The organism is Chloroflexia bacterium SDU3-3 (genome assembly GCA_009268125.1).
Lineage (GTDB): Bacteria > Chloroflexota > Chloroflexia > Chloroflexales > Roseiflexaceae > SDU3-3.
In genome coordinates this window covers 37,921-59,684 of sequence record WBOU01000018.1, presented here as the reverse complement: position 1 = coordinate 59,684, position 21,764 = coordinate 37,921, and the positions used below count along the sequence as shown (strand labels likewise).

The 21,764-nt window shown below is 64.3% G+C and carries 19 protein-coding genes; 12 read left to right on the top strand and 7 right to left on the bottom strand.

Going from position 1 to position 21,764, the window contains the following annotated elements; translation table 11 throughout:
• Positions 1 to 55: 55 nt before the first annotated feature.
• Positions 56 to 1,492 (bottom strand): sugar ABC transporter substrate-binding protein, encoded by a 1,437-nt coding sequence (locus tag F8S13_22940; protein ID KAB8140610.1) that lies wholly within the window; start codon positions 1,490 to 1,492, stop codon positions 56 to 58.
• Between the two features lie 280 nt (positions 1,493 to 1,772).
• Between F8S13_22940 and F8S13_22935 the strand changes: the two genes are divergently transcribed.
• Both F8S13_22935 and F8S13_22930 read left to right on the top strand, forming a co-directional pair.
• A complete protein-coding gene (locus F8S13_22935; GenBank protein KAB8140609.1) occupies positions 1,773 to 4,739 on the top strand; it encodes a hypothetical protein in 2,967 nt (988 codons plus the stop codon).
• 120 nt (positions 4,740 to 4,859) lie between these two features.
• Positions 4,860 to 5,822: a zinc-binding alcohol dehydrogenase family protein gene (locus F8S13_22930; GenBank protein KAB8140608.1), complete on the top strand. Its 963-nt coding sequence runs from the start codon at positions 4,860 to 4,862 to the stop codon at positions 5,820 to 5,822.
• A gap of 67 nt (positions 5,823 to 5,889) precedes the next feature.
• Here the strand turns inward: F8S13_22930 and F8S13_22925 are convergent, their stop codons facing one another.
• Positions 5,890 to 7,383: a sialate O-acetylesterase gene (locus F8S13_22925; GenBank protein ID KAB8140607.1), complete on the bottom strand. Its 1,494-nt coding sequence runs from the start codon at positions 7,381 to 7,383 to the stop codon at positions 5,890 to 5,892.
• Between the two features lie 354 nt (positions 7,384 to 7,737).
• On the opposite strand from F8S13_22925, the gene F8S13_22920 reads away from it, so the two are divergent.
• Complete coding sequence (locus tag F8S13_22920; protein ID KAB8140606.1) at positions 7,738 to 8,583, top strand: hypothetical protein; 846 nt, start codon at positions 7,738 to 7,740, stop codon at positions 8,581 to 8,583.
• Between the two features lie 71 nt (positions 8,584 to 8,654).
• Here the strand turns inward: F8S13_22920 and F8S13_22915 are convergent, their stop codons facing one another.
• Positions 8,655 to 8,882 carry a hypothetical protein gene (locus F8S13_22915; GenBank protein KAB8140605.1) on the bottom strand — a complete coding sequence of 76 codons (228 nt, stop codon included), beginning with the start codon at positions 8,880 to 8,882 and terminating at the stop codon, positions 8,655 to 8,657.
• Positions 8,883 to 9,037: 155 nt separating this feature from the next.
• Between F8S13_22915 and F8S13_22910 the strand changes: the two genes are divergently transcribed.
• The gene (locus F8S13_22910) at positions 9,038 to 9,463 is read left to right on the top strand and encodes an OsmC family protein (GenBank protein ID KAB8140604.1); all 426 of its coding nucleotides are present in this window, start codon (positions 9,038 to 9,040) and stop codon (positions 9,461 to 9,463) included.
• Positions 9,464 to 10,120: 657 nt separating this feature from the next.
• Complete coding sequence (locus F8S13_22905) at positions 10,121 to 10,477, top strand: hypothetical protein (GenBank protein ID KAB8140603.1); 357 nt, start codon at positions 10,121 to 10,123, stop codon at positions 10,475 to 10,477.
• Positions 10,478 to 10,694: 217 nt separating this feature from the next.
• On the opposite strand, the gene F8S13_22900 is transcribed toward F8S13_22905, so the two are convergent.
• Positions 10,695 to 11,333: a TetR/AcrR family transcriptional regulator gene (locus F8S13_22900; GenBank protein KAB8140602.1), complete on the bottom strand. Its 639-nt coding sequence runs from the start codon at positions 11,331 to 11,333 to the stop codon at positions 10,695 to 10,697.
• 66 nt (positions 11,334 to 11,399) lie between these two features.
• Between F8S13_22900 and F8S13_22895 the strand changes: the two genes are divergently transcribed.
• Positions 11,400 to 12,836: an aldehyde dehydrogenase family protein gene (locus F8S13_22895; protein KAB8140601.1), complete on the top strand. Its 1,437-nt coding sequence runs from the start codon at positions 11,400 to 11,402 to the stop codon at positions 12,834 to 12,836.
• Positions 12,837 to 12,855: 19 nt separating this feature from the next.
• Here the strand turns inward: F8S13_22895 and F8S13_22890 are convergent, their stop codons facing one another.
• A complete protein-coding gene (locus F8S13_22890; protein KAB8140600.1) occupies positions 12,856 to 13,356 on the bottom strand; it encodes a hypothetical protein in 501 nt (166 codons plus the stop codon).
• An 832-nt stretch (positions 13,357 to 14,188) separates the two neighbouring features.
• Between F8S13_22890 and F8S13_22885 the strand changes: the two genes are divergently transcribed.
• Together F8S13_22885 and F8S13_22880 are read left to right on the top strand one after the other, a co-directional pair.
• A complete protein-coding gene (locus F8S13_22885) occupies positions 14,189 to 15,322 on the top strand; it encodes an HD-GYP domain-containing protein (GenBank protein KAB8140599.1) in 1,134 nt (377 codons plus the stop codon).
• A gap of 73 nt (positions 15,323 to 15,395) precedes the next feature.
• A complete protein-coding gene (locus F8S13_22880) occupies positions 15,396 to 15,929 on the top strand; it encodes a hypothetical protein (protein KAB8140598.1) in 534 nt (177 codons plus the stop codon).
• Between the two features lie 375 nt (positions 15,930 to 16,304).
• On the opposite strand, the gene F8S13_22875 is transcribed toward F8S13_22880, so the two are convergent.
• Positions 16,305 to 16,850: a GNAT family N-acetyltransferase gene (locus F8S13_22875; protein ID KAB8140597.1), complete on the bottom strand. Its 546-nt coding sequence runs from the start codon at positions 16,848 to 16,850 to the stop codon at positions 16,305 to 16,307.
• A 315-nt stretch (positions 16,851 to 17,165) separates the two neighbouring features.
• On the opposite strand from F8S13_22875, the gene F8S13_22870 reads away from it, so the two are divergent.
• The 3 genes from F8S13_22870 to F8S13_22860 all read left to right on the top strand — a co-directional run bounded on the left by F8S13_22870 (position 17,166) and on the right by F8S13_22860 (position 19,282).
• Positions 17,166 to 17,642, top strand: coding sequence for a hypothetical protein (locus F8S13_22870; protein KAB8140596.1), 477 nt, complete (start codon positions 17,166 to 17,168; stop codon positions 17,640 to 17,642).
• A gap of 1 nt (position 17,643) precedes the next feature.
• Positions 17,644 to 18,588 (top strand): NAD-dependent epimerase/dehydratase family protein, encoded by a 945-nt coding sequence (locus F8S13_22865; protein KAB8140595.1) that lies wholly within the window; start codon positions 17,644 to 17,646, stop codon positions 18,586 to 18,588.
• Between the two features lie 76 nt (positions 18,589 to 18,664).
• Complete coding sequence (locus F8S13_22860; GenBank protein ID KAB8140594.1) at positions 18,665 to 19,282, top strand: HD domain-containing protein; 618 nt, start codon at positions 18,665 to 18,667, stop codon at positions 19,280 to 19,282.
• A gap of 6 nt (positions 19,283 to 19,288) precedes the next feature.
• On the opposite strand, the gene F8S13_22855 is transcribed toward F8S13_22860, so the two are convergent.
• On the bottom strand, positions 19,289 to 19,666 hold the full coding sequence (locus tag F8S13_22855; protein KAB8140593.1) for a low affinity iron permease family protein: 378 nt from the start codon (positions 19,664 to 19,666) through the stop codon (positions 19,289 to 19,291).
• Positions 19,667 to 19,807: 141 nt separating this feature from the next.
• Between F8S13_22855 and F8S13_22850 the strand changes: the two genes are divergently transcribed.
• Complete coding sequence (locus tag F8S13_22850; protein ID KAB8140592.1) at positions 19,808 to 21,745, top strand: AAA family ATPase; 1,938 nt, start codon at positions 19,808 to 19,810, stop codon at positions 21,743 to 21,745.
• Positions 21,746 to 21,764 lie beyond the last annotated feature (19 nt).

Genomic DNA, 21,764 nt, shown 5'->3' with positions numbered 1-21,764 from the left:
TAGGGGTGCATGATAGCACCCCTACCAACACGCTATGCAGGTTGAAGACCAGCGGCTACTGGGCCTTGGGGTAGCCCTTGCTCTTCAAGAAGGCATCTACCTGCTGGCAGAGCGCGGGCAGCACATCGGCTGGCTGGGCCTCGCCCGCCCAGATCGGCTGCAGCCCTGCGTCGATCACCGAGCCGCTCAGCTCATCCCAGTCGGGGAAGTAGCCAAACCGGCCCACCTTGGCGCTCTCGCCCTCGGTCAGGAAGGCTTGGCGGTTCGCCGGGGGCTGGCCCGACTTCAGGAAGGCCTCGGACTTGGCCACCGACTGCAGCGCCGGGAAGATTTCGCCCGCCTCGGTGTAAAGCTTCTCGCCGCCGTCCTTGCTCTGCAGCCAGCTGAGGAACTCCCAGGCCGCATTTTTGTGCTGGCTCTGGGCGCTCATCACCCACGCGGCCCCGCCAGCACTGGCGGCGCGCTGGCCGCCCTTGGGGATGGGCAGCGCCGCCACGTCGTAGTCCAGCCCCGCCGTGTTAAACGCCGAGACGCGGCTGGAGTTCTGGATGATCATGGCGGCCTGACCGGCCTGAAACACCGCAGCGTCGCCGCCCGCCTGGCTCAGGTCGGCGTCGCGCATCGCCAGCTTGTCATTCAGCAGGCCGCTGAAGAAGCCAATGGCATCCTGGGCGGCAGGGTCGGTCAGCTTGCAGGCGCTGGGGTTGCGCAGGTCGTCCAAGATCTGCCCCTTGTTCTGGTTGACCCACAGCGACCACTTGCCCGCCTCGATAGCTAGGCCGTAGCGCTGCACGCGGCCATTGGCCTCCACCACGCTCAGCTTCTGGGCGGCGGCGCGCAGGTCGTCCCACGTCCACGAGTCGGTGGGGTAGGCCACGCCCGCCTCGTCGAAGATCTTCTTGTTATAGTAGAGCGCCTCCACGTCGATGTCGCGCGGGAAGCCGTAGACCTTGCCCTGGTAGCTGGAGGACTCCAGCAGCGCGGGCCAGTAGTCGCTCAGGTCGTAGCCGCTCTTCTCGATATATGGCGTCAGATCCTCCAGCACGCCGTTGGCGGCATAGCTGGGCGTGGGCCACAGGAACAGCACATCGGGGATCTGGCTGGGGTCGCCGCCCGCCCACAGCGTCTTCAGCTTGGTGAAGTAGTCATCCCAGGGCTGGTGCCAGATCGCAACCTTGATGTTGGGGTGGGTCTTTTCAAACTCGGCGGCCACACGCTCGTGGCTGGCCTTCTCCTCGGGGCTGCCCCAGAAGCCCCAGGTGATCGTCACCTGCTCACCGCTGGCGGCGGGCGCGGCGGTGGCATCACCGGCGGGCGCGCTGGCCGCCTCGGTGGCGGCGGGCGCACTGGCCGCCTCGGTAGCGACGGGCGCGGCGGTGGCCGGGGCCGCTGGCGCGGCGGTGCTGGCGGCGGGCGCGCTGGCCGTGCCGCCGCACGCGCTCAGCAGCGCGATGCTGGCGAGCAGCACGGCGCTCACAAAACGATGCCTCATCTTATCCCTCCAAGAATCTGTACAGTACCGGCCATCATGGCGTTCCGCAGTCTACCACATCCTGCCCGCCGCACTGCGAAAAACAGGCCACGGTGGGTGCAGATGTATAAACAGGATAAACTTGCGCAGGAAACTTGACAACATCATCATAAAAGGGCAGGCATGGGCTGTCAATACGCACATCGATGCAGAAAACCAGCCAATCTTCGCACCCCAAAGTTACCCAGATCTCTGCTAAGATACCCACACCACAATCGCCCCCTATCGCAAAGGCAGTGCCATGGCCCGCTATCCCTATGTTACCCAGAGCCAATGCCACCCCGACCCCAGCGCCGTGCCAATCGCGCTTGGCAGCCCGGATTGGTACACCTGGTTGGAAAGCGCCCAGCACTTCAGCTACCGCGACGCAGGCGGCAGCTTCACCGCCCGCCACGAAGAGCGGGCGGGCGGGCGCTACTGGTACGCCTACCGCCGCAGCCAGGGCCGGCTGCGCAAACGCTACCTTGGCCGCAGCCAAGACCTCAGCCCCCAGCACATGCGCACGGTCGCCGCCGCCCTCAGCGCTAGCACGGCCACGGCCCCACCCATGCCGGAGAGCGCGATCATCCACACCCGACTGGCCATCCCGCAGCCGCCCCAGGCGCTGCTGCCGCGCCCGGCGCTCATCCAGCAGCTCACGGCGGCGCTGCGCAGCCCCTGCGCCCTGATCATCGCCCCAGCGGGCTTTGGCAAGACCACGCTGCTGGCCGACGCATGCCTGCACTACCAGTGGCGGGGCTGGGGCATCGCATGGCTGAGCATCGGCCAGGGCAACCGCGAGCCTGCGCAGTTCTGGCGGCACGTGCTGGCCAGCATCGAGCGGGCCGCCCCCGGCCACACCGCCCAGGCCGCCGCCGCGCTGCGCCGCGCCCCGCACGCGCCGCCGCAGGGCTTTCTCGCCCCGCTGATCAACGCGCTGGCCGAGCACCCCGGCCACATCCTGCTGGCCCTAGACGACTACCACATGGCCGATAGCCCCGTCATCAGCGAGGGGCTGCTCTTCCTCATCCAGCATATGCCCGCCAGCCTGCGGGTGGCCATCGCTAGCCGCAGCGCCCCCGACATACCCCTGGCGCGGCTGCGCGCCCACGGGCAGGTGGCCGAGCTAGGCCACGCGGCGCTGCGCCTCACCCCTGCCGAGTCGCGCCAGCTGCTGGCCAGCGCCGCCAGCACCCACCTGGATGAGGCCCAGCTCGCCGCGCTAGAAGAGCAGATCGAGGGCTGGGCCGCCGGGGTGCAGCTGGCCAGCCTGGCACTGGCTACCGCCGCCACGCCCGCCATGGCCCTGGCCACGCTGGGCAGCAGCGGCGGCTATATTGGCGACTACCTCATGGAGACGGTAGTGGCCGATCTGCCCACCACCACGCGCGATTTTCTGCTGCGCACATCCATCCTCGATCAGGTCTGCGGCCCGCTCGGCGACGCCGTAGCGCAGACCGCGCAGCCCGGGGAGGCCCAGGCCATGCTCGACACACTTGAGCGGCGCGGCCTGTTCACCAGCACGCTCGACAGCGAGCGGCGCTGGTTCCGCTACCACCACCTGCTGGCCGACATGCTGCGCGATCTGCTGGCCCGCACCCCCGATCTGCTGGCCGCGTGCCACCAGCGCGCCGCCCGCTGGCACGGCCAGCACGGCGACCGCCGCAGCGGCATCCGCCACGCGCTCGACGGGCACGACCCGGCACTGGCCGCCGCGCTGGCCCAGGCCGAGGCCCCAGGCGCGCTGCAAAGCGGCGCGCTGGCCGACCTGATCGGCTGGTGGGATGCGCTGGACAATCAGGCCCAGGCCAAACACCCGCTGCTGGCCATCTATGTCGCGCTGGCCCTGTTCATGCGCGGCGAAAACACCCGCGCCACCCAGCTGCTCCAGCAGCCCGCGCTCCAGCCCAGCGCCATCCCGCCACAGCTGCGCGGCCACGGCGCGGCCATCCGCGCCTTCAGCGACCTGATCCAGGGCGGCCAGATGGAGGCCGCGCACCAGATAGCCCGCGAGGCGCTGCGACGGCTGCCGCCCCACGAGCATCTGCTGATCGACATCGCCACAATCATTGTTAGCACCACCCAGCTAACCATGCAGGATGCCCCCGACGAAGCCGCCCGCCGCATGAGCGAGGTAGCGCACCGCAGCCTGGGGCACGGCAACTTGCTGATCGCCGCCTTCGCGCTCGACAACCGCATCATCAAAGAGCTTTCCCAGGGCCGCCTGCGCCAGGCCGAGCGCAGCTGCCACGAGGCTATCCAGCTCATGGCGGATGCGGGCAACGCCGCAGGCTACACCAGCTGGGCGCTGCTGCGGCTGGGCACGATCTACCACGAGTGGGACCAGCCCGAGCGAGCGCTGGAGCACATCGAGCGCGGGCTAGCCGCCCCCCACATCCAGCACCCCGAGATCATGGTGGATGGCTACATCACCCTAGCCCGCATCCACAGCCAGCGCGGCAACAAAGGCCGCGCCTATGACACACTCGCCGCCATCGAGCGCTGGGTCTACGAGCAGCGAGTGACGCCCCACACCGCCTGGCAGATCCAGGCCCTGCGCGCGCGGCTCGACTGCCGCTGGGGCGAGCTGCCCAGCGCCACACGCTGGGCCGACCGCTACCAATCCGAGGCGAGCGGGGCTGCCTCGGCGCTCAGCGCCTTTAGCGATCTCACGCTGGCGCGGGTGCGGCTGGACCAGGGCCGCTACGCCGAGGCCGCAGCCCTGCTGCAACAGGTGCTGGCCAGCGCCCAGGCGGCGGGCCGCGCCGCCGCCGCCATCGAGGCCATGGCCCTGCTGGCCCTAGCCGCCCACGCCCAGGGCAACGACAATGACGCGACCGCCCACCTGGGCCGCGCGCTGGCCATGGCCGCCCCCGAGCAGGCCATGCGCACCTTCCTCGACGAGGGCCAGCCGCTGCTCGTGCTGCTGGCGGGCTACGCCGCCCTCGCCAACACGCCGCGAGCCGCCCGCAGCTTCGCCCTGCGCCTGCTGGGGCAGGCCGGGGCCGCCGCGCCGCCCAGCCACGAGCCGCTCTCGCCACGCGAGCAGCAGATCCTCCAGCTGCTGGCCAAAGGCATGTCGAATGCGGCCATCGCCGCCCAGCTCTTTTTGGCCACCAGCACGATCAAGTGGCACATCGCCCACCTCTACCAGAAGATCGGCGTGCGCACGCGGGGCGAGGCCGTGGCCTGGAGCCTGCGGCAGCGCCTGCCCGAGCCGCCCGGCTGATGCGCCGGGGGCGGCAGGCCAAGCCCCAAACACCATCCCCACCGCCATCCTTTTGGCGAGCGCCGCAGGCCCGCCGCCGCGCTATGCTAGGCCCCACACAAGCATAGCAGGAGCGCACCAATGAAAGCAGCAGTGATCCACAGCTTCACCCAGCCCCCCGCCTACGAGGAGATCGCCGACCCCACTCCCCAGCCGCACGAAACCCTGATCCACGTGCGCGCCGCCGGGGTCCACCCGATCGTGCGCGGCCTGGCCAGCGGCCAGCACTATGGCAGCACGGCGGTCTTCCCCCAGATCCCAGGCGTCGACGGCGTGGGCCAGCTCGACGACGGCACCCGTGTCTACTTCGGCCTGGTGCGCGACCCCTACGGCACGCTGGCCGAGCTGGCCGCCGCCCCGCGCCAGATGTGCCTGCCCCTGCCCGACACGCTCGACGACGCCACCGCCGCCGCGATCTTCAACCCCGGCCTTTCGGCCTGGCTCGCGCTGCGCCAGCGCGGCCAGCTCGCCCAGGGTGAGACGGTGCTGGTGCTGGGCGCGACGGGCGCAAGCGGCAGGCTGGCAGTGCAGCTGGCCAAGCTGATGGGCGCAGGCCGCGTGATCGCCGCAGGCCGTGACCCGCAGGCCCTGGCCCAGCTGCCCGCCCTGGGGGCCGACGCGGTGATCAGCCTGGACCAGCCGCGCCCCGCGCTGGTGCAGGCCATCGCCGAGGCGGGCGCGCAGGGCATCCACGTGATCATCGACTACCTATGGGGTGCGCCCGCCGAGGCCGCCATCGAGGCGATCACGCGCCGTGGCCTCGCACACCACGCCCCGCGCGTTCGCCTGGTCGAGGTCGGCAGCATGGCAGGCCCCACCATCAGCCTGCCCGCCGCCGTGCTGCGCAGCTCGGGGCTGGAGATCTCCGGCAGCGGCATGGGCACCATCCCCCGCGAGCAGATCCTCGCGGCGGTCCCGCAGTTCCTCGACCTGGCAGCATCCGGCCAGCTCACAGTCGCCACCCGCACCGCGCCGCTGTCCGAGGTGGGTGAGGTGTGGGCGCAGGCTGGCGACTCGCGCCAGCGGCTGGTGCTGCTGCCATAACGCAGCGACCCCGAGGCGCTGCACAGCGCCTCGGGGTCGTGGGCCGGGGGTTCGCGCAGGCCAGCGGCTAGCGCGAGAAGGGCAGGGCAGGCACGCCGCTCTCGTCCGTCAGGTTCGGCGTCACGCCCACCTGCCACGCGTGGCGCACGCGGCTGGGCAGCGCCAGGTCGAGACACGACAGCACCACCGTCTCGCCTTCCAGCGCGCCCTGGGCCGGGTGGAACACGCCATCCGCCCCCGCCAGCTCGAAGCCCAGCGGGGCCGCGCCGTCGGCGGTGCGCAGCCCCGCGCCCTGGAAGGTGCTAAAGCGCAGCACAGCCCCGCCCCGCCGGAAGCGCACCGAGCGCAGCTCCGGCCCGCCCGCAGGCACGTCGGCGCGGCCATAGGTCTTGGCCAGCGCCAGCGCGGCGAACCGCTCGCCCACCGGGCGCTTGTTGGTGGGGTGGATGTCATCCATATCGCCCACGTCCACCGTCGTCACGATCCCGCTCAGCGGGGCGCGCGCCGCCGCATACTGGGCCTGCCACAGCTCCAGCAGCTGCCAGCTGTTGCCATCGTAGGCCCACGGCGCGATCTGCGCAAAGTAGACCGGCGTGCGCTGCGAGCCAAATGAGTGGCGGAACCCGGCGATCAACGCCCGCATCTTCAGCTCGTAGGTGTCGGCCAGCCCTACGTCCGACTCGCCCTGGTACCACAGCACCCCGCGCACCGCAAACGGCAGCAGCGGGTGCACCATCGCGTTCCACGCCGATGCGGGCTTGAGCGTGTCCCACTGGTCGAAGGGCGCGAAGGGGTGCAGCTCCATCCCTGGCGCTCCCGCCTCTTCAGGCGCGGGCAGCCCGGCCTGCGCCAGCGCCGCGCGCCACTGCTCGTCGGCCTCGGCGATCTCCTGGCGGTAGGCCTCCAGCACCGGGTCGCCCGCCATGCAGGCCGGGTCGATAAACGGCTGCACCTTGCTGCCACCGTAGGCCGCCTGGATGAGACCCACCGGCACGCCCAGCTGCTGGTGGATGCGCCGCCCGAAGTGGTAGCCCACCGCCGAGAAGCCACCCCAGCCATGCTCGGCCACCGCCTCGGGCGTGCAGAGCTTCCAGCGCGCATCCAGCGTGCGCACCGGCGCCGGGGCCGAGGTCTTGTGGATCAGGAACAGGCGGATAAGCGGGAAATCGGCCCCCGCCACCTCGCGCTCGCTGTCGGCGGCGGATGCCAGGCCCAGCTCCATATTCGACTGGCCGGAGCAGAACCACACATCGCCCACCAGCACATCCTCCAGCGCCGCCGCCTGGCCGCTGGCCACCAGCCGCACCGCCAGCCGCCGCCCCTCGGCGCTAGCCGCGCCGGGGTTCAGGCGCACCGCCCAGCGGCCATCCGCGCCCACGCGGCCACGCCGCACCAGCCCGCCAAACGACACCTCGACCGCGCTCCTGGCCGGGCCGTAGCCCCACACCGGGATGTCGCGCTCGCGCTGCAGCACCATATGGTCGGTGAAGATCGCCCCAAACGCGAGCCGCGCCGCCTCGCCGTGGAGCGCGGGTGCCGCCGATGTTTCGTATGTGCTCACATATCACCTCAACAAGTTCAACAAAAAGCGAGATTCTGCATCGATCGCGCTGCCGATAAAAGCTTTCTTGGTCCAGCGAAACTCTCGGCTAGCGATACTATCATACATCGAGAAAAGAAGCCATTGGCGCTATGATATGTGCAGATCTTGCAACCAACCTCGCGCAAAAGATAAAACATCGGCCAAAAATATCTATCCCCCGCTGTAGCACATCCTATATACTAAAAATCCCAAACAAATCCTAACATCTGCTAAACATCTATCCTGTATTGTAGAGCGCATTGGCAGCCAAGCAACACAACTGCAGATGCGCGACATGCCATGAGCGCGCACAACAAAAAGGAAGATTCACCCATGAAACATCGGTTTCTGCGCAGCGTATTCATTGGCGGCATCGCCCTCGCCCTCGGCGCATGCGGCACAGCGGCGGCCACCGGCAGCACCCAGAGCGCCCCCGCCGCCCAAAGCGCCCCCGCCGACACGAGCCAAGCCCGGCAGGGCGGCCAGACCAGCGCGCTCGGCCAGCAGGGCGGCCAGGCCAGCGCACCAAGCGACAGCCAGACCGCCAGAAACGGCGGGCCGGGCGGGCGCGGCGGCCCCGGCGGGCAGGGCATGATGGGCGCGGTCGGCAAGGTCACCGCCATCAGCGGCAGCACCATCACAGTCGAGGATCAGCAGCAGCAGAGCGTCACCATAACCGTCAGCGACGCCACCACAATCTCCAAGCAGGCTAACATCGCCCTAGCCGACATCGCCACCGGCAAGCATGTGAGCGCATCGGGCACGCTCGACGGCACCACGCTCACCGCCACCCAGGTGCGCGTGATGAGCGACGCGATGCCAGGCGGCCAGGCCGCGCCCAGCGGCACCGCCCAGGCGGGCAGCGGCCCGCGTGGCCAGGGCGGGCCCGGCGGCGGCCAGGGCGACATGCCCCAGCCCAACGGCACCGCCCAGGCGGGCAATGGCCCGCAGGACCGCGTGGTAGGCACGGTGGCATCGGTATCAAGCGACAGCATCACCATCACCACTATGGACAACCAGACCATCACGGTAACGCTCGCCAGCGATGGCACCGTCACCCAGCAGGCTGACGCAAGCCTGTCCGACATCACCGCAGGCACATCCATTATGGCCTCCGGCCAGCGCAGCGACAACACGGTTGCAGCCGAGCGGATCGAGATCATGGCTACCGCCAAGTAGCCACCAATACGCAGCAGCCCCCGATCCTGTGGGATCGGGGGCTGCTGCGCGCTGGCAGGGCCAATAGGTATCTATTCGGCATAAGAAAGGCTCGATGCGGCCACCGCCACGCGCGCCAGAGAGGTTATCGCCTCGATCTCGGCAATGCGCACATACAGGCCCAGCAGCTCAGGCGATACCTTCTCTGGGCCAATATCGGGCTGCCGAGCGTTCTGAATAAGGAATCCATCATTGGACTGTTCTACCAGATGGCCAAGCGACTGTAGGCGCGCAATAGAGCGAAGCAGCGTGTCGTGCATCCTCAAGACCCCCTTCAAACTAGATCTATGCTATTTTACTTGCTTGCTCGATCTATTCAGGCACCAAGATACATCCATCCCAACCACAAACACGTAGCAAGGCGATGAACGTTGCCATCTTCGCGAGAGGGATGGCCCATAGAGGAGAAACCGTAATGGCTCCTATCCAGCGAACTGCAAGCGGCACATGGCATGGCGATCTGCCCCATGGCAAGGGCATCATCGATGCGCCCAGCGGCGTCCTACACGAGACCCCCTTCACCTTCGCCACCCGCTTCGAAAACGCCAAAGGCACCAACCCCGAAGAGCTGATCGCCGCAGCGCATGCGGCATGTTTCAGCATGGCATTCTCGCACTACCTCAGCCAGCAAGGCCACGTGCCCGATACCATCACCACCAGCGCCACCATAACGCTCGACAACGGCTCGATCAACGCGATGCACCTTGTGACCAAGGGCAAGGTGCCAGGGCTTGACGCCGAGGCATTCGCCCGCCTGGCCGACGAGGCCGAGAAGCAGTGCCCCGTGTCCAACCTGCTGCGCAATGGCCTAAAGATCACACTGGAGGCCGAGCTGCTTTAGCTCTCTGGAATCACGAATGCTGGTAAAGCGGCGATCGGGAAAGATCGCCGCTTTACTGCGTAACTTCAGCCGATACTTTGCGGTCAATACAATACTATTGCTCGGCGCGCTGGCAGAACCATCCTCCGGCGGCCTATCCAAACTGCAGCCAGTAACAGTCATATCACAATCGCGGCAAAAATATCCTCATCGGCTTCTTAGAAGATTTTTGGATATGTGAGGAACCCAACGAAAAATCCCTAACAGCTAGGGGCAGAAGCCGCATTGTTTTCAGCTATACTCGACCATCGAAACTTCTAGGAACAACTTTTCCCAACCCTACCAACCTATCGCGCATCGCCAAAAGCGCACCCGCTCACCTCTTTCTTATCTCGCACACGAAAGGAGTTACGCGCAAAGATTAAAATCTCATATAATTTTTAGGGTTCTGTGCTATCTTGGTAACGCGAACGTGTTATAATGGTTAATATCTCATATAAGTAGTCCCAACGGAATAAACCTATGCCTCGTATTCGAAAACTCTCTGAAGAAGAGGTTCGGCATATTGAAGCCGAACAGCGAGCAACCACTCGCGCCAGGGGTGCCGCCGAGCGGCTAGCCGATCGCAACATGCGCGGCGAGCCACGCCAGGGGCGCTTTATCCGCACGCAACCACCGATGATCGGCGATGTCGTAGATCTGCCCGGCAGGCAGCGGGGCATTGTGCTCCAGGTGCGCCGCGCCCGCGACGGCTCGTGGGATTACGCCGAAATGCTCGTTGAGGGCCAGCGCCGCTGGGTGCGCGCCGATCAGGTCGGGGCCGTTCTAGGCCGCCCGATCGGGATCTCGCGCATCGATCACCCGCGAAAGCGCACCTATGGCTGGTATGTGCGCGCCTACAATGGCAGCGAGACCCGCGTCGCGCGGTTCTTCAGCGACATGAAATATGGCGGGCGGGCCGCCGCGCTCGGCGCAGCGCTTGCCTACCACGCAGCCGCGGTAGAAGGCACCTTCACCACCCGCGCTTCGGCCTAACATCGGCGGCTTAAAAACCTTTCAGAACCCCAAATCTATCGTATTTTCCTCCTTACCTGGGTTCTTTCAACAAAAGGCCGAGGCAGCTACACTGCCTCGGCATCTTGGTATATATTCAGCCCAACGCTGCTATCGAGCAAATTCGCCAAGATGCATGAGTAACCACAACGGGCCGCGTACCTCGTGCACAATGGCCGTTATGCCAAGTTCAGAGCTTCTACTCTGCTCCTCGATCCCACTGGCCAACACCACAAAAGAACATATCGATCAATACATCAGCAGCAGGCGAATGCGGCTCGCCAACAAACGTATTGATAATGCCTAGGTACAGCCAGGCATAAAGCTCGCTTGAGCCAGGGCGCAGAACCCCGCTTTCGATCCCTTCTTGCATGGCATGCGCGATCGGCACCAGAAACTCACTCTGAAAAGCCTGATTCAACAGCACACGATAGCTCTCCTCATGAATATGATCCATATCGCGCAGCATGGTCTGCACGCTGACCCGAAACTGTGAGAGAATATGCGCGCAGAGCTGCTCAAGCCGATCCGCAAGTGGTGCATCGCGCTCAAGAATGGTGCGGTAGCCACGCAAGCGGCGAAGCATCATTTGAAAGTACAGATCCTCTTTGTTGCGAAAATAGTAGTAGAGCGTGGGCTTGGTTATCTTGCTCTGCTGGCAGATCTCATCGACTGAGACCCCACGGTAGCCCTTGGCCTGAAACAGCACCCACGCCTCTTGCAGTATACGTTCAGCGGTCTCATTGATCGGTGGGAGCTCTGGCATAGCGGGCATAGACAACCTCTCTTTAACCACCCTACCCAAACATATGTCAAAGCTACAGCGCCGACATCGCATAAGCAGCCCTTGGGAACGAGTATAATCGCATGCACTACGCACCTCGGAGCGAACAGGATTTATGCCATGCCTGCGTTTCACAACTACATTGGCGGCGAGTGGGTCGCCGCATCGGATGGGGCAACCTTCCCCAACACCAACCCGGCCAGCGGCGAGCAGCTCGGCACCTTCCCGCTTGCCACTAGCGCCGACGCCCATCAGGCCATCGCCGCAGCGCGGGCGGCATTCCCCGCCTGGGCCAGCACGCCCGCGCCCGCGCGCGGGGCCATCCTGCACACCGCCAGCCAGCTGATCACCGAGCGCATGGATATGCTCGCGGCCACGCTTACCCGCGAGGAGGGTAAGACCCTTGCCGAGGCCAAGGGCGAGGTCACCCGTGCGCGCGACATCTTCCGCTACTACGGTGGCGAGGGCTGGCGCAGCCACGACAGCGTGATCCCCGGCAATGTGCGCGAGGAGCTGCTCTACACCCAGCGCGAGCCGCTCGGGGTGGTGGGCCTGATCACGCCCTGGAACTTCCCAATCGCTATTCCGGCGTGGAAGATCGCGCCGGCCCTAGCCTACGGCAACACCGTGGTGTTCAAGCCAGCCCAGCAGGTGCCCGAGACCGCGCTGCGCCTCGTGGAGATCTTGGTCGAGGCCGGGCTGCCTAGCGGTGTGCTCAACCTAGTGGTCGGCGATGGCAGCACAGTGGGCGAGGCGATCGTCACCAGCCCGCATGTGCAGGGGGTCAGCTTCACCGGGTCGCATCGGGTCGGCACCAGCATCTACGCCAAGGCGGTGGCCAACCTCACCCGCGTGCAGCTGGAGATGGGGGGCAAAAACCCGCTGGTGGTGCTGAATGACGCCGACATTAGCCGGGCGGTCGCGCTGGCGGTGACAGGCGGCTTCGGCCTAACTGGCCAGGCCTGCACCGCCACCAGCCGCGTGATTGTCGAGGATGGGATTGCCGACGCCTTCGCCCAGGCGCTGGCCGAGGCCGCGCGCACGCTGCGCGTGGGCGATGGCATGGCTCAGGGCATCCAGATGGGGCCAGCCGTGAGCGAGGCCCAGCTGCAGACCGATCTCGACTATATCGCAATCGGTGTGCAGGAGGGCGCAAAGCTGATCGCAGGGGGTGCGCCAGCTCTAGGCGAGGGGTTCTTTATTCAGCCGACGGTATTTGATTATGTCGACCCAGGAATGCAGATCGCCCAAGAAGAGATCTTCGGCCCAGTGATCGGGATCATCCGCGCCCGCAGCTTCGACGATGCGCTTGAGAAAGCCAACGGCATCGGGTTTGGCCTCGCGGCGGGGATCGTCACCAACAACCTGGCCTATGCGATGCAGTTCGCGCGCGGCGTTGACGCCGGGGTGGTGAAGGTGAACGAGCCAACCTCGGGGCTGGCGCTGCAGGCACCCTTTGGCGGCTTCAAGCACTCCAGCGCCAACACCTTCAAAGAGCAGGGCCAGGCCGCAGTCGAGTTCTACACGCGCACCAAGACCGTCTACATCGGCGTATAGCAGCCGTGGGCAGGAGGGGCTAGGCAACCCGCTCGCCCACCACCGCCGCGCCTGCCCGCATGCGCATGGCGTAGCGGCCAGGGCCCAGCTGCGCCAGCGGCGAGCTGTCGGGCACAATGCAGCTCGGCAGGCTCCCGCCCATCATCAGCTGGTAGCCGACCTTGCCCGACAGCGCCGAGACCACCCAGATCTCGCCGCCCACCCGCTGCGCATCAATCCGCTCGGGGCTGCCCAGCTCGTACCAGATCTGCTTGCCAATCGAGAAGCGTACCCGCCGCGCACCGGTAAGTGGGTCGGGGTCGTAGGCGATGCGGATGTACATCCCCGGCACACGCTCGGCAGCGGCGGGTGCAGCGGTGGCGGGCGCGGCCCCGCCGCCCTCGCGGGCCGCCATGCGCTCCTGCTGATCTGCCAGGGCGCGTAGCTCGCGCGCCAGCTGCAGCCTGCGCTCGGGGCTAGGGCGAGGCCCCAGCAGCTGCACCACCGCCCGCCGCACCTGATCGTAGAGATCATCGCTCATCATAAAATCTCCAGCTATACACCGTGGTAGCGAACCTCATCCTGGCCGATCGACCAACAGCCGATCTACCAAGAATTGATACAATATATGACCTAAACATACGCAAATAGAGCACTAGAAATTTGCTACAATACCTCGTGGGTAGAAATATACCGCCTGATCGAAACAAGAACACCCTTCATCGTTTCCATCCCACTACTACACCCCCGCAAAATCTGACAAAGAAGGCAGAATACGCCCATTTGGCCCTACAAAAAAGGCCAGTGATGGTGTATGATTATTCTACACCCAAACTATTTACGGATGCTCGCCTTGAGGCGCAGAAGCCCAGCGCGTTCATGCCTAGCATACGGCTTGAACCCAAAAGAGCATGGTTTGCTGTGTAAGCAGCACCATGGCAGAGAAGCGTCATAGGCCGTAGCTACTGCCTCCGGCAACAACTACAGGGCGAGCAAGCGCGGGAGCCAAACACCTCGGTCGGTCGTCATTTGCATGCGGGGCAGCGCACGCTCAAGCCCTACCGCATGATCCTAGCGGTATCGCGAAGCAGCAGGTAGAGCATATAGGGTACCAAGGCGTCCCCACAACCGATAGGGTAGCTGCAGCTTGTACGTGAAACATACAACAGCCGCAGCGCTTAGGCTGATATACGCTCTGCCCTAGTGAATAAATGCACAAACGCCAACAGGAGCCTATCTAGGGGGCACAAAAGCCGCTACCGGATCGGTTATACATTGGTAGCAATATTACGTACTATATCAACGCACCGGACATACAGCAACGCATCGTTACGCAGCCGCGTAGAGCCTGAAAATGTGTGGGGCCACAGGCTATGTCTTTCACATGTACATGTTATGAGCAAATCCAAGCGATCCCATACATCGAGCCAGCGCTGCGCGATCAGCGGGCTAATCTTATCGCCGAGCTCACCCGGATCGCAATCAGCGCACCGGATCTGCCTAGCGCTATTATCCCTTTGCTCCATCATCTGATCACGCTGGCGCAGGCCGATGGCGCAATGTACTTTGAACAGACCGACACCGCATTCCAGATCTGCGCCAATGTGGGGCAGCCACCTGCGCGGCCAGGTATCGATCACATTCTCATCCACGGCCAAGTGATCGATGCAATTCTTGGGCAGACGCTCTGCACCATGCCGAATGTCATCTTCGTCGATGATACCCAGGTCGAGCCAAAGGCCCATGCGCTGGCTCAGATTGGGGTGAGCAGCATCGCCATCGCCCCTATCTACGACAAGATGCACCTGCTCGCAGGGGCACTGGTGATGTACAGCTACGATCCGCAGCCTTGGAGCACGATAGACGCCACCATGCTGATGCTGATCGCTGGCGAGCTATCGCACCTGACGGCGCGCCTCGACCGCGAGTCGGCGCTACGGCAGACCCGCGAAGCATCGCTGCGCGCTCTTGGGCTGGCGCTCGAGCATCGCGACGCCGAGACGAAAGGACATACCGACCGCGTCACCAACCTCGCCATCCAGCTGGGGCGGCGTGCCGGGCTCGACGCACACGCGCTGCGGGCGCTTCGCTGGGGTGCCTACCTGCACGACATCGGCAAGATCGGCATCCCCGATGCCATCCTGCAGAAGCCAGGCAAGCTCAACCCGCTGGAGTTCGCCCTGATCCAAATGCACCCGCAGATTGGCCTCACCTTCGCGCAGGAGCTGGCCTTTTTGCCCTCGACCGCGCTCGCCGTGATCTCGGCCCACCACGAGCGCTGGGATGGCACCGGGTACCCCGCGCGGATCGCAGGCAACGCTATACCGCTGGCCGCGCGGCTCTTCGCCGTCTGCGATGTCTACGATGCGCTGACCCACCACCGGCCCTACAAGCAAGCATGGTCGCAAGAGGCCGCGCTCCGAGAGATCCAGTCGCAGGCGGGGCAACACTTCGACCCGCAGCTTGTCCATATATTTACTACCATGCTTACCGCCAACACGCCGTAGCATTGTTCTGAAGGAGTCCGCAATGGCAACGTTTTCACTAACACTGGATAAAACGAGCTATCAGGAGCGCGTGTTGACATCAAAACAACTTCCTTCCCATGTGCTGATCAATGCGGCGCATATGCTCAAGGAAACCTACCGTATCGCGCCGCCGCTGCAGAACAATATTCGCCGCATCCCGCTCAAGTCGGAGGCCACGACGATCGGCCAATACCTGTATGGTTTTGGCTACGCCTACCCCGAGCAGATCCAAGAGGCGCTCGACATCCAAAAAACCTGGAAGTCCATCCTGCCGCCGCCGATGCTTGGCGACTTGCTCGTGCAGCAGATGGGCATCTCGGCCCATGGCTTGGCTGCCACCTTGGTCATCCAGGGCATCGAGCGCATGCTCTCGCCGCACTACCGCGCCCCCAACCACATGGGCGAGTGGCTGCTGCACCAGGGCCTGCTCTCGCCCAGCCAGCTGGCGCGGGCACTGTATGTGCAGACGATGATGCGCCAGAATGGCGAGGCCATCCCTTTTGGCGAGGTACTGGTGTACGACCGCATCCTCACGCGCGATCAGGTGAACGAACTGTTGAACAACTGGATGTTCGTGCGCTTCTAGGCATGCCGCCCATTGATCAGCAAGCGCCAGTGGCCTGCCAGCCGCTGGCGCTTTTATTTTTTGATCAGAAACACTACTTTTGGACTACTTCAACCCTAGTCCTAGTAGCATACTCCAGATATGACCTATATGGCATAGGCAAGGTAGGCGGGCTGTGCTATCATTCTTCTGTCAGTTGCACTAGTACAAAACGCGCAAGCATCATCACCACAACGTTCCTGCTTCATCCTAGCACCAACGCAGCCTGCTTGCTCGCCAATTACAGTACGTTGCTCTACCAAGTGTCCTCGTGCAACTGATCGACGACATCACACTACCACTTCCAAACACATGGCCCTGGCGAAGATCTTCGCCAGGGCCATCGTCGTGTCTGCACTACGCCACGCCGTGCACGGCCATATACTCCTCCTGCAGCAGATCCATGATCACCTCGTCATGCCACTGCCCCGCGCGAAAGAGGGTCTGGCGGCGGCGGCCAGCCTCGCGAAAGCCAGCCTTTTGGTACACGTGGATGGCCCGCTGGTTGAAGGCAAACACACCTAGCTCCACCCGGTGCATGTTCAGCTCGGTGAAGGCATAGGCGAGCAGCAGGGCAAGCGCCTCGCTGCCGAAGCCGTGCCCCCAGTAGGGCTTGCCCAGCAAGATGCCCAGCATAGCCGAGCGATTTTTGAGATTTGCCCCCCACAGATTGCAGAACCCCATCACGTCCCCGCTCTCGCGGTGGGTGATGATGAAGCCCACATCATTCCCCGTATCGCTAAACCAGCGATCAAATAGCTCGATGTTGGTGGACTCGCGGCTGAGCCGGATAAAGCCTGTGGTCTGAAATTGCATGATCTCGGGATCGGACCACCATTGATGGAGTAACACCAGATCGGAAGCGATGGGGGCACGAAAGCGCAGGCGAGATGACTCAAACATTACATTCCTCTCTCAACTTCTCGATGTGCATGGTCTGAGCGAGCCAAAAAAATCCAGCAAGATCTTACATAATAACTTACATAGCTACTATAAAGTATAGTTTGTCTTTCTAATGCCTTACAAACCTATCGATATTCTCATGCCAGTTACATCGCCTAACCTAAACCACAACAAACCGCATCCCACCGCGATTAAATATGCTTCACAACAGAAGGTATGCATATGTCAACAACGCGGGCTGGCATTCCTCATTATAATAGAATCATTCAACCGAGAGTGCGGCAACGCCGCCGATAACGATCGAGGAGCCACCTTATGATCACCGATAACCGCATGCACAAGCTCCACGACGACATTCTCGATCTCTTCCATGCCACTATCAGCCGGTTTCCGCCACAACATGCGCCCTTCATCCAAGCGGCCATGCCCTACAAGATCGGTGAATATCTCGTCGAGCTGGGCTACATCACCCCGCGCGAGCTTCGCCAAGTGCTTCAGCACGCCAAAGGGGCGCACCATGTTGGGCTTGATCTGGTCAGAGGCGACGTCATCCCCGCGCCTGTGCTACCAGCCATCCTGCTGATCCAATTTCTCGACCGGATCGAGCGTGAGTCACAGCCTACCCCTCGCTTCATGGGCGAGCGCCTCCTGCTCAATGGCCTGCTTGAGGCGCGCCAGCTTGCCGATGGCCTCGGCGAGCAGATCGCCACCTACCAGCACGGCGACTGGGTTCGCCTGGGTGAGATCCTAACCCACCGCGGCTGGCTTGCCGAAAGCAGCATATCCAACTAAGATGCCCCAGGGACAAAACGTAGCGGATGGAGAAACAATGAAAGTTGTTGTCACTGGGGGAGCAGGCTTTATCGGCAGCCATCTTATCGATCGGCTCGCCCGTGATCAGGTCGGCGAGATCCTCGTGCTCGACAATCTGTTTCGCGGGCGGCCCGAAAACCTAGCAGCACACCAGGGAAACCCGCAGATCCAGCTGGTCGAGCACGACATCCGCGATGGCGATGCGCTTCGCAGCCACTTCGACGGGGCCGACACGGTGTACCATCTAGCCGCACAGTCCAACGTGATGGGCGCTGTCACCGATGTGGGCTACTCGTTTGGGGCCAATGTGGTGGGCACATTCAATGTGCTGCAGGCGGCCCAGGCTGCTGGGGTGCGGCGCGTGGTCTTCACATCCTCGCGCGAGGTCTATGGCGAGGCCCAGAATCTACCTGTTGGCGAGGAGCACCCGCTGAATGCCAAGAACACCTACGGCGCAAGCAAGGCCGCAGGCGAGCTGTACGCCAAGGTGTTCCACACCACCTTCGGGCTGGAAACGGCGGTGCTGCGGCTGGCCAACGTCTATGGCTCGCGCGACTTTGGCCGCGTCATCCCGCTGTGGCTCACCGCCGCCCGTGAGGGACGCGACCTCGTGGTGTTCGGGGGCGAGCAGCTGATCGACTTCGTGTGGGTCGATCAGGTGGTGGAGGCGCTGATCCGCGCATCGACCGCCGATATCATCGGCACGCCGATCAATGTCGGCAGTGGGCAGGGCACATCGATCCTCGACCTGGCCCAGCGCATCCTGGCGGTCAGCAACGCCACATCCAAGCTCGACCGCCAGCCCGCGCGCTCGGCGGAGGTGGCCAAGTTCGAGGCCAAGATCGACCTGATGCGCTCGCTGCTGCGCCTGGAGCCACCGACTGACCCGCTCTTTGGGCTGGAGCAGCTGGTGGGGCACTACTAGCGGCAGCGCGAAAAAGTGGCGTACAATAGCGGCGGGGGCACCTAGGCTCCCGCCGCTATTGTATGAGGCAACCCCTATGGCATTCGCGATCGCGAGCGAGCGGCTCAGCCAGCAGCTCGCCTTCATCCTTGAGATCGACAACCTCAAGCACATCCTGCGCCAGACCCGGCTGATCGCCGACCAGCGGAATGAGAACAGCGCCGAGCACAGCTGGCACCTGGCCCTGATGGCCATGGTGCTGGGCGAACACGCCAACGAGCCGGTGGATGTGGGGCTTGTGATCAAGATGGTGCTCATCCACGATATCGTGGAGATCGACGCCGGCGACACCTTTTTATACGATACGGTCGGCGCGCAGGACAAAGCCGAGCGCGAGCAGCGCGCCGCCGACCGCATCTTTGGGCTGCTACCCGCCGACCAAGCCGCCGAGTTGCGGGCGCTATGGGAGACCTTTGAGGCCCAGGCCACACCCGAGGCGCGGTTCGCCACCGCACTAGATCGGCTGATGCCGCTGCTGCATAACTACCACACCGGGGGAGGCTCGTGGCAGCAGCACCGCATCACCGCAGACAAAGTGCTGGCCCGCAACCCCCTGATCGCAGGCGGCTCGGCGACGCTGGCCGCCCTCGGTCGGCAGGTGGTGGCCGAGGCCGTGGCCCAAGGGCTGCTGGCCGAGACCGCACTGGCCGAGTAGAAGGACTCAGGACTCAACCGGCTCGGCAGCCACACGCTGGCTCAGCCGCCGAAACTCCTTCTGAAGGCGCTGCAGCTCATCATCGGTCAGATCCTCAAGGTCGACCAGGCCGGTGCGCGCACCATCCACCGCACGGATCAGCTCATCGAGCTTGAGATGCAGCGCCTTCGAATCACGGTTCTGCGCGTTCTGGATCAGAAATACCATCAAGAACGTGATGATCGTCGTGATGGTATTGATAATCAGCTCCCAGGTATCCGAGAAATGAAAGAAAGGCCCACTGATAGCCCAGCCAATAATCAGCATCACCGCAGCAATAAATGCCCACGCCGAACCCACCGCCTCCGAGGTCTTCACCGCAAATGTCCGGAAAAGTGTGCGCATAGATCACTCCATCTCGCCTTGTAATCAACGATTCTGCCTTGCACCATGCGCAAACTGTGCCACGAAAAGACGTTCGCATGAGTGCGTCGCCGTGCGGTACAATAGGGCGATTGAACAGCAAAAATCACAGCAATAGGAACCATGGATTTTCTCGCTTCTCTCAACTCCGAGCAGCGCGCGGCGGTGACGGCACCGATCGGGCCGGTGCTTGTCCGCGCGGGCGCGGGCAGCGGCAAGACACGCGTGCTGACCCTACGGATCGCCCACCTGATCGAGCACCATCGGGCGAAGCCCGGCGCGATCCTCGCGCTTACCTTTACCAACAAGGCCGCCAAGGAGATGCGCGAGCGGCTGAAAAAGCTGCTCGGCAATCGCGTGCGCGGTATCACCACCGGCACCTTTCACGCCGTGTGCGGCCAGCTGCTGCGCGATGAGATCGAAGGGCGGATCGGCCACTACACCAAGGATTTCACCATCTACGCTGGCGACGAGCAGCTTCAGCTCGCGGCGGCGGCGCTGGACGGCATGACCGAGCGCGCACCGGCGGCGCTGGAACCACAAGACATCCTGCGCATGATCAGCCGCTTCAAAAGCAAGCTGCTCTCGCCACGGCTGGCGCTGCGCTTCGCCGCCGATCCGGTGGAGCGCTACGCCGCCGGGTGCTACCGCCGCTACCAGCGCAGCCTAGAGAAGGCCAACGCGCTCGACTTCGACGACATGATCTTGCTGAGTTACCAGCTGCTGAGCGAGCACCCCGATGTGCTTGAGGACTACCAGCGCAAGTGGCAGCACGTGCTGGTGGATGAGTACCAGGATACCGACGCCAGCCAGTACGCGCTGATCGAGATGCTCTCGCGCCCGAGCGGAAATCGCCGCCGCTCGCTGTTCGCCGTGGGCGATGGCATGCAGGCGATCTACGGCTTCCGCAACGCCGACTACACCATCATCGCCCGATTCGAGAAGGACTTCCCCGACGCCAGCGTGATCGAGCTGAAGACCAACTATCGCAGCCGCCAGTCCATCCTGGATGCGGCCTACGCCGTGATCCGCAACAGCCGCGTGGTGCCGCCGATGGCGCTGCGCTCGGCCTCGGCCATGAAGCCAGGCGAGCGCTGCCTCGCGATCTTCGATGCGAAGGATGGGAAGGACGAGGCCGAGCAGATCGCCCGCAACATCAACGACTTGGCGCGCAGTGGGCGGCAGTACAAAGACGTGGCGGTGCTGTTCCGCACGCGCCACATGTCGCGGGCCTTCGAGAGCGCGCTGCGCCACGCCCGCATCCCCTACCAGATCCGCGGGGCCACTGGCTTTTACGACCGCGCGGTGGTGCGCGACGCCATGGCCTACCTGCGCGCCATCAACAACCCCGCCGACAACCTAAGCCTGAACCGCATCGCCAATGTGCCCGCGCGCGGCCTGGGTGCGCAGTCGCTGGCGCTGCTCTCGCAGTACGCCGCCCAGAACGGCCTCTCGCTCTCCGAGGCGCTCACCAAGCGCGAGGCCTACACGCCGCTCGCGCCCAAGGCGGCGGCTGGGGCCACCCAGCTGGCCGGGCTGCTGGCGCGCTGGCGCAACTTCAGCGCCAGCATGCCGCCATCCAACCTGCTGGCCGATGTGCTGGAGCATAGCGGGTTTATGGCCGATCTGGCCAAGCGCTTCAGCCCCGAGGATCTGCCCGAGATCCGCGAGCACCTGCAGGAGCTGATGGTGGCCGCCGAAGAGCACGACGACCTGAGCAGCTTCCTGCAGGAGGTCGCGCTGATGACCAGCCTCGACAGCGATGATGAGGATCAGCGCGACCAAGTGCAGCTGCTGACCATCCACGCGGCCAAGGGGCTGGAGTGGCCGATTGTGTTTGTGACGGGGCTGGAGGAAGGGACGCTGCCCCACGAGCGCAGCATTGGGACGCTCGAGGGCGTGGAAGAGGAGCGCCGACTGTGCTATGTGGCGCTCACGCGGGCCGGCGAGCGGCTGTTCCTCTCGTGGGTGGGCGGGCGCAACCGCGGCTCGCAGAGCAAGCCCTCGCGCTTCCTGGGCGAGATCGAGGCCTACGGGCGCGAGCGCCTGGGCCGCAGCTGAGCACAAACGCGCGCTGGTG

Bases quoted from the DNA above. Each gene is read 5' to 3' on its own strand.
- F8S13_22895 (KAB8140601.1), top strand. From the start codon at position 11,400: ATGCCTGCGTTTCACAACTACATTGGCGGCGAGTGGGTCGCCGCATCG.
- F8S13_22875 (KAB8140597.1), bottom strand. From the start codon at position 16,850: ATGTTTGAGTCATCTCGCCTGCGCTTTCGTGCCCCCATCGCTTCCGAT.
- F8S13_22890 (KAB8140600.1), bottom strand. From the start codon at position 13,356: ATGAGCGATGATCTCTACGATCAGGTGCGGCGGGCGGTGGTGCAGCTG.
- F8S13_22935 (KAB8140609.1), top strand. From the start codon at position 1,773: ATGGCCCGCTATCCCTATGTTACCCAGAGCCAATGCCACCCCGACCCC.
- F8S13_22865 (KAB8140595.1), top strand. From the start codon at position 17,644: ATGCCCCAGGGACAAAACGTAGCGGATGGAGAAACAATGAAAGTTGTT.
- F8S13_22910 (KAB8140604.1), top strand. From the start codon at position 9,038: ATGGCTCCTATCCAGCGAACTGCAAGCGGCACATGGCATGGCGATCTG.
- F8S13_22900 (KAB8140602.1), bottom strand. From the start codon at position 11,333: ATGCGATGTCGGCGCTGTAGCTTTGACATATGTTTGGGTAGGGTGGTT.
- F8S13_22915 (KAB8140605.1), bottom strand. From the start codon at position 8,882: ATGCACGACACGCTGCTTCGCTCTATTGCGCGCCTACAGTCGCTTGGC.
- F8S13_22855 (KAB8140593.1), bottom strand. From the start codon at position 19,666: ATGCGCACACTTTTCCGGACATTTGCGGTGAAGACCTCGGAGGCGGTG.
- F8S13_22885 (KAB8140599.1), top strand. From the start codon at position 14,189: ATGTCTTTCACATGTACATGTTATGAGCAAATCCAAGCGATCCCATAC.
- F8S13_22870 (KAB8140596.1), top strand. From the start codon at position 17,166: ATGATCACCGATAACCGCATGCACAAGCTCCACGACGACATTCTCGAT.
- F8S13_22930 (KAB8140608.1), top strand. From the start codon at position 4,860: ATGAAAGCAGCAGTGATCCACAGCTTCACCCAGCCCCCCGCCTACGAG.
- F8S13_22920 (KAB8140606.1), top strand. From the start codon at position 7,738: ATGAAACATCGGTTTCTGCGCAGCGTATTCATTGGCGGCATCGCCCTC.
- F8S13_22940 (KAB8140610.1), bottom strand. From the start codon at position 1,492: ATGAGGCATCGTTTTGTGAGCGCCGTGCTGCTCGCCAGCATCGCGCTG.
- F8S13_22905 (KAB8140603.1), top strand. From the start codon at position 10,121: ATGATCGGCGATGTCGTAGATCTGCCCGGCAGGCAGCGGGGCATTGTG.
- F8S13_22850 (KAB8140592.1), top strand. From the start codon at position 19,808: ATGGATTTTCTCGCTTCTCTCAACTCCGAGCAGCGCGCGGCGGTGACG.
- F8S13_22860 (KAB8140594.1), top strand. From the start codon at position 18,665: ATGGCATTCGCGATCGCGAGCGAGCGGCTCAGCCAGCAGCTCGCCTTC.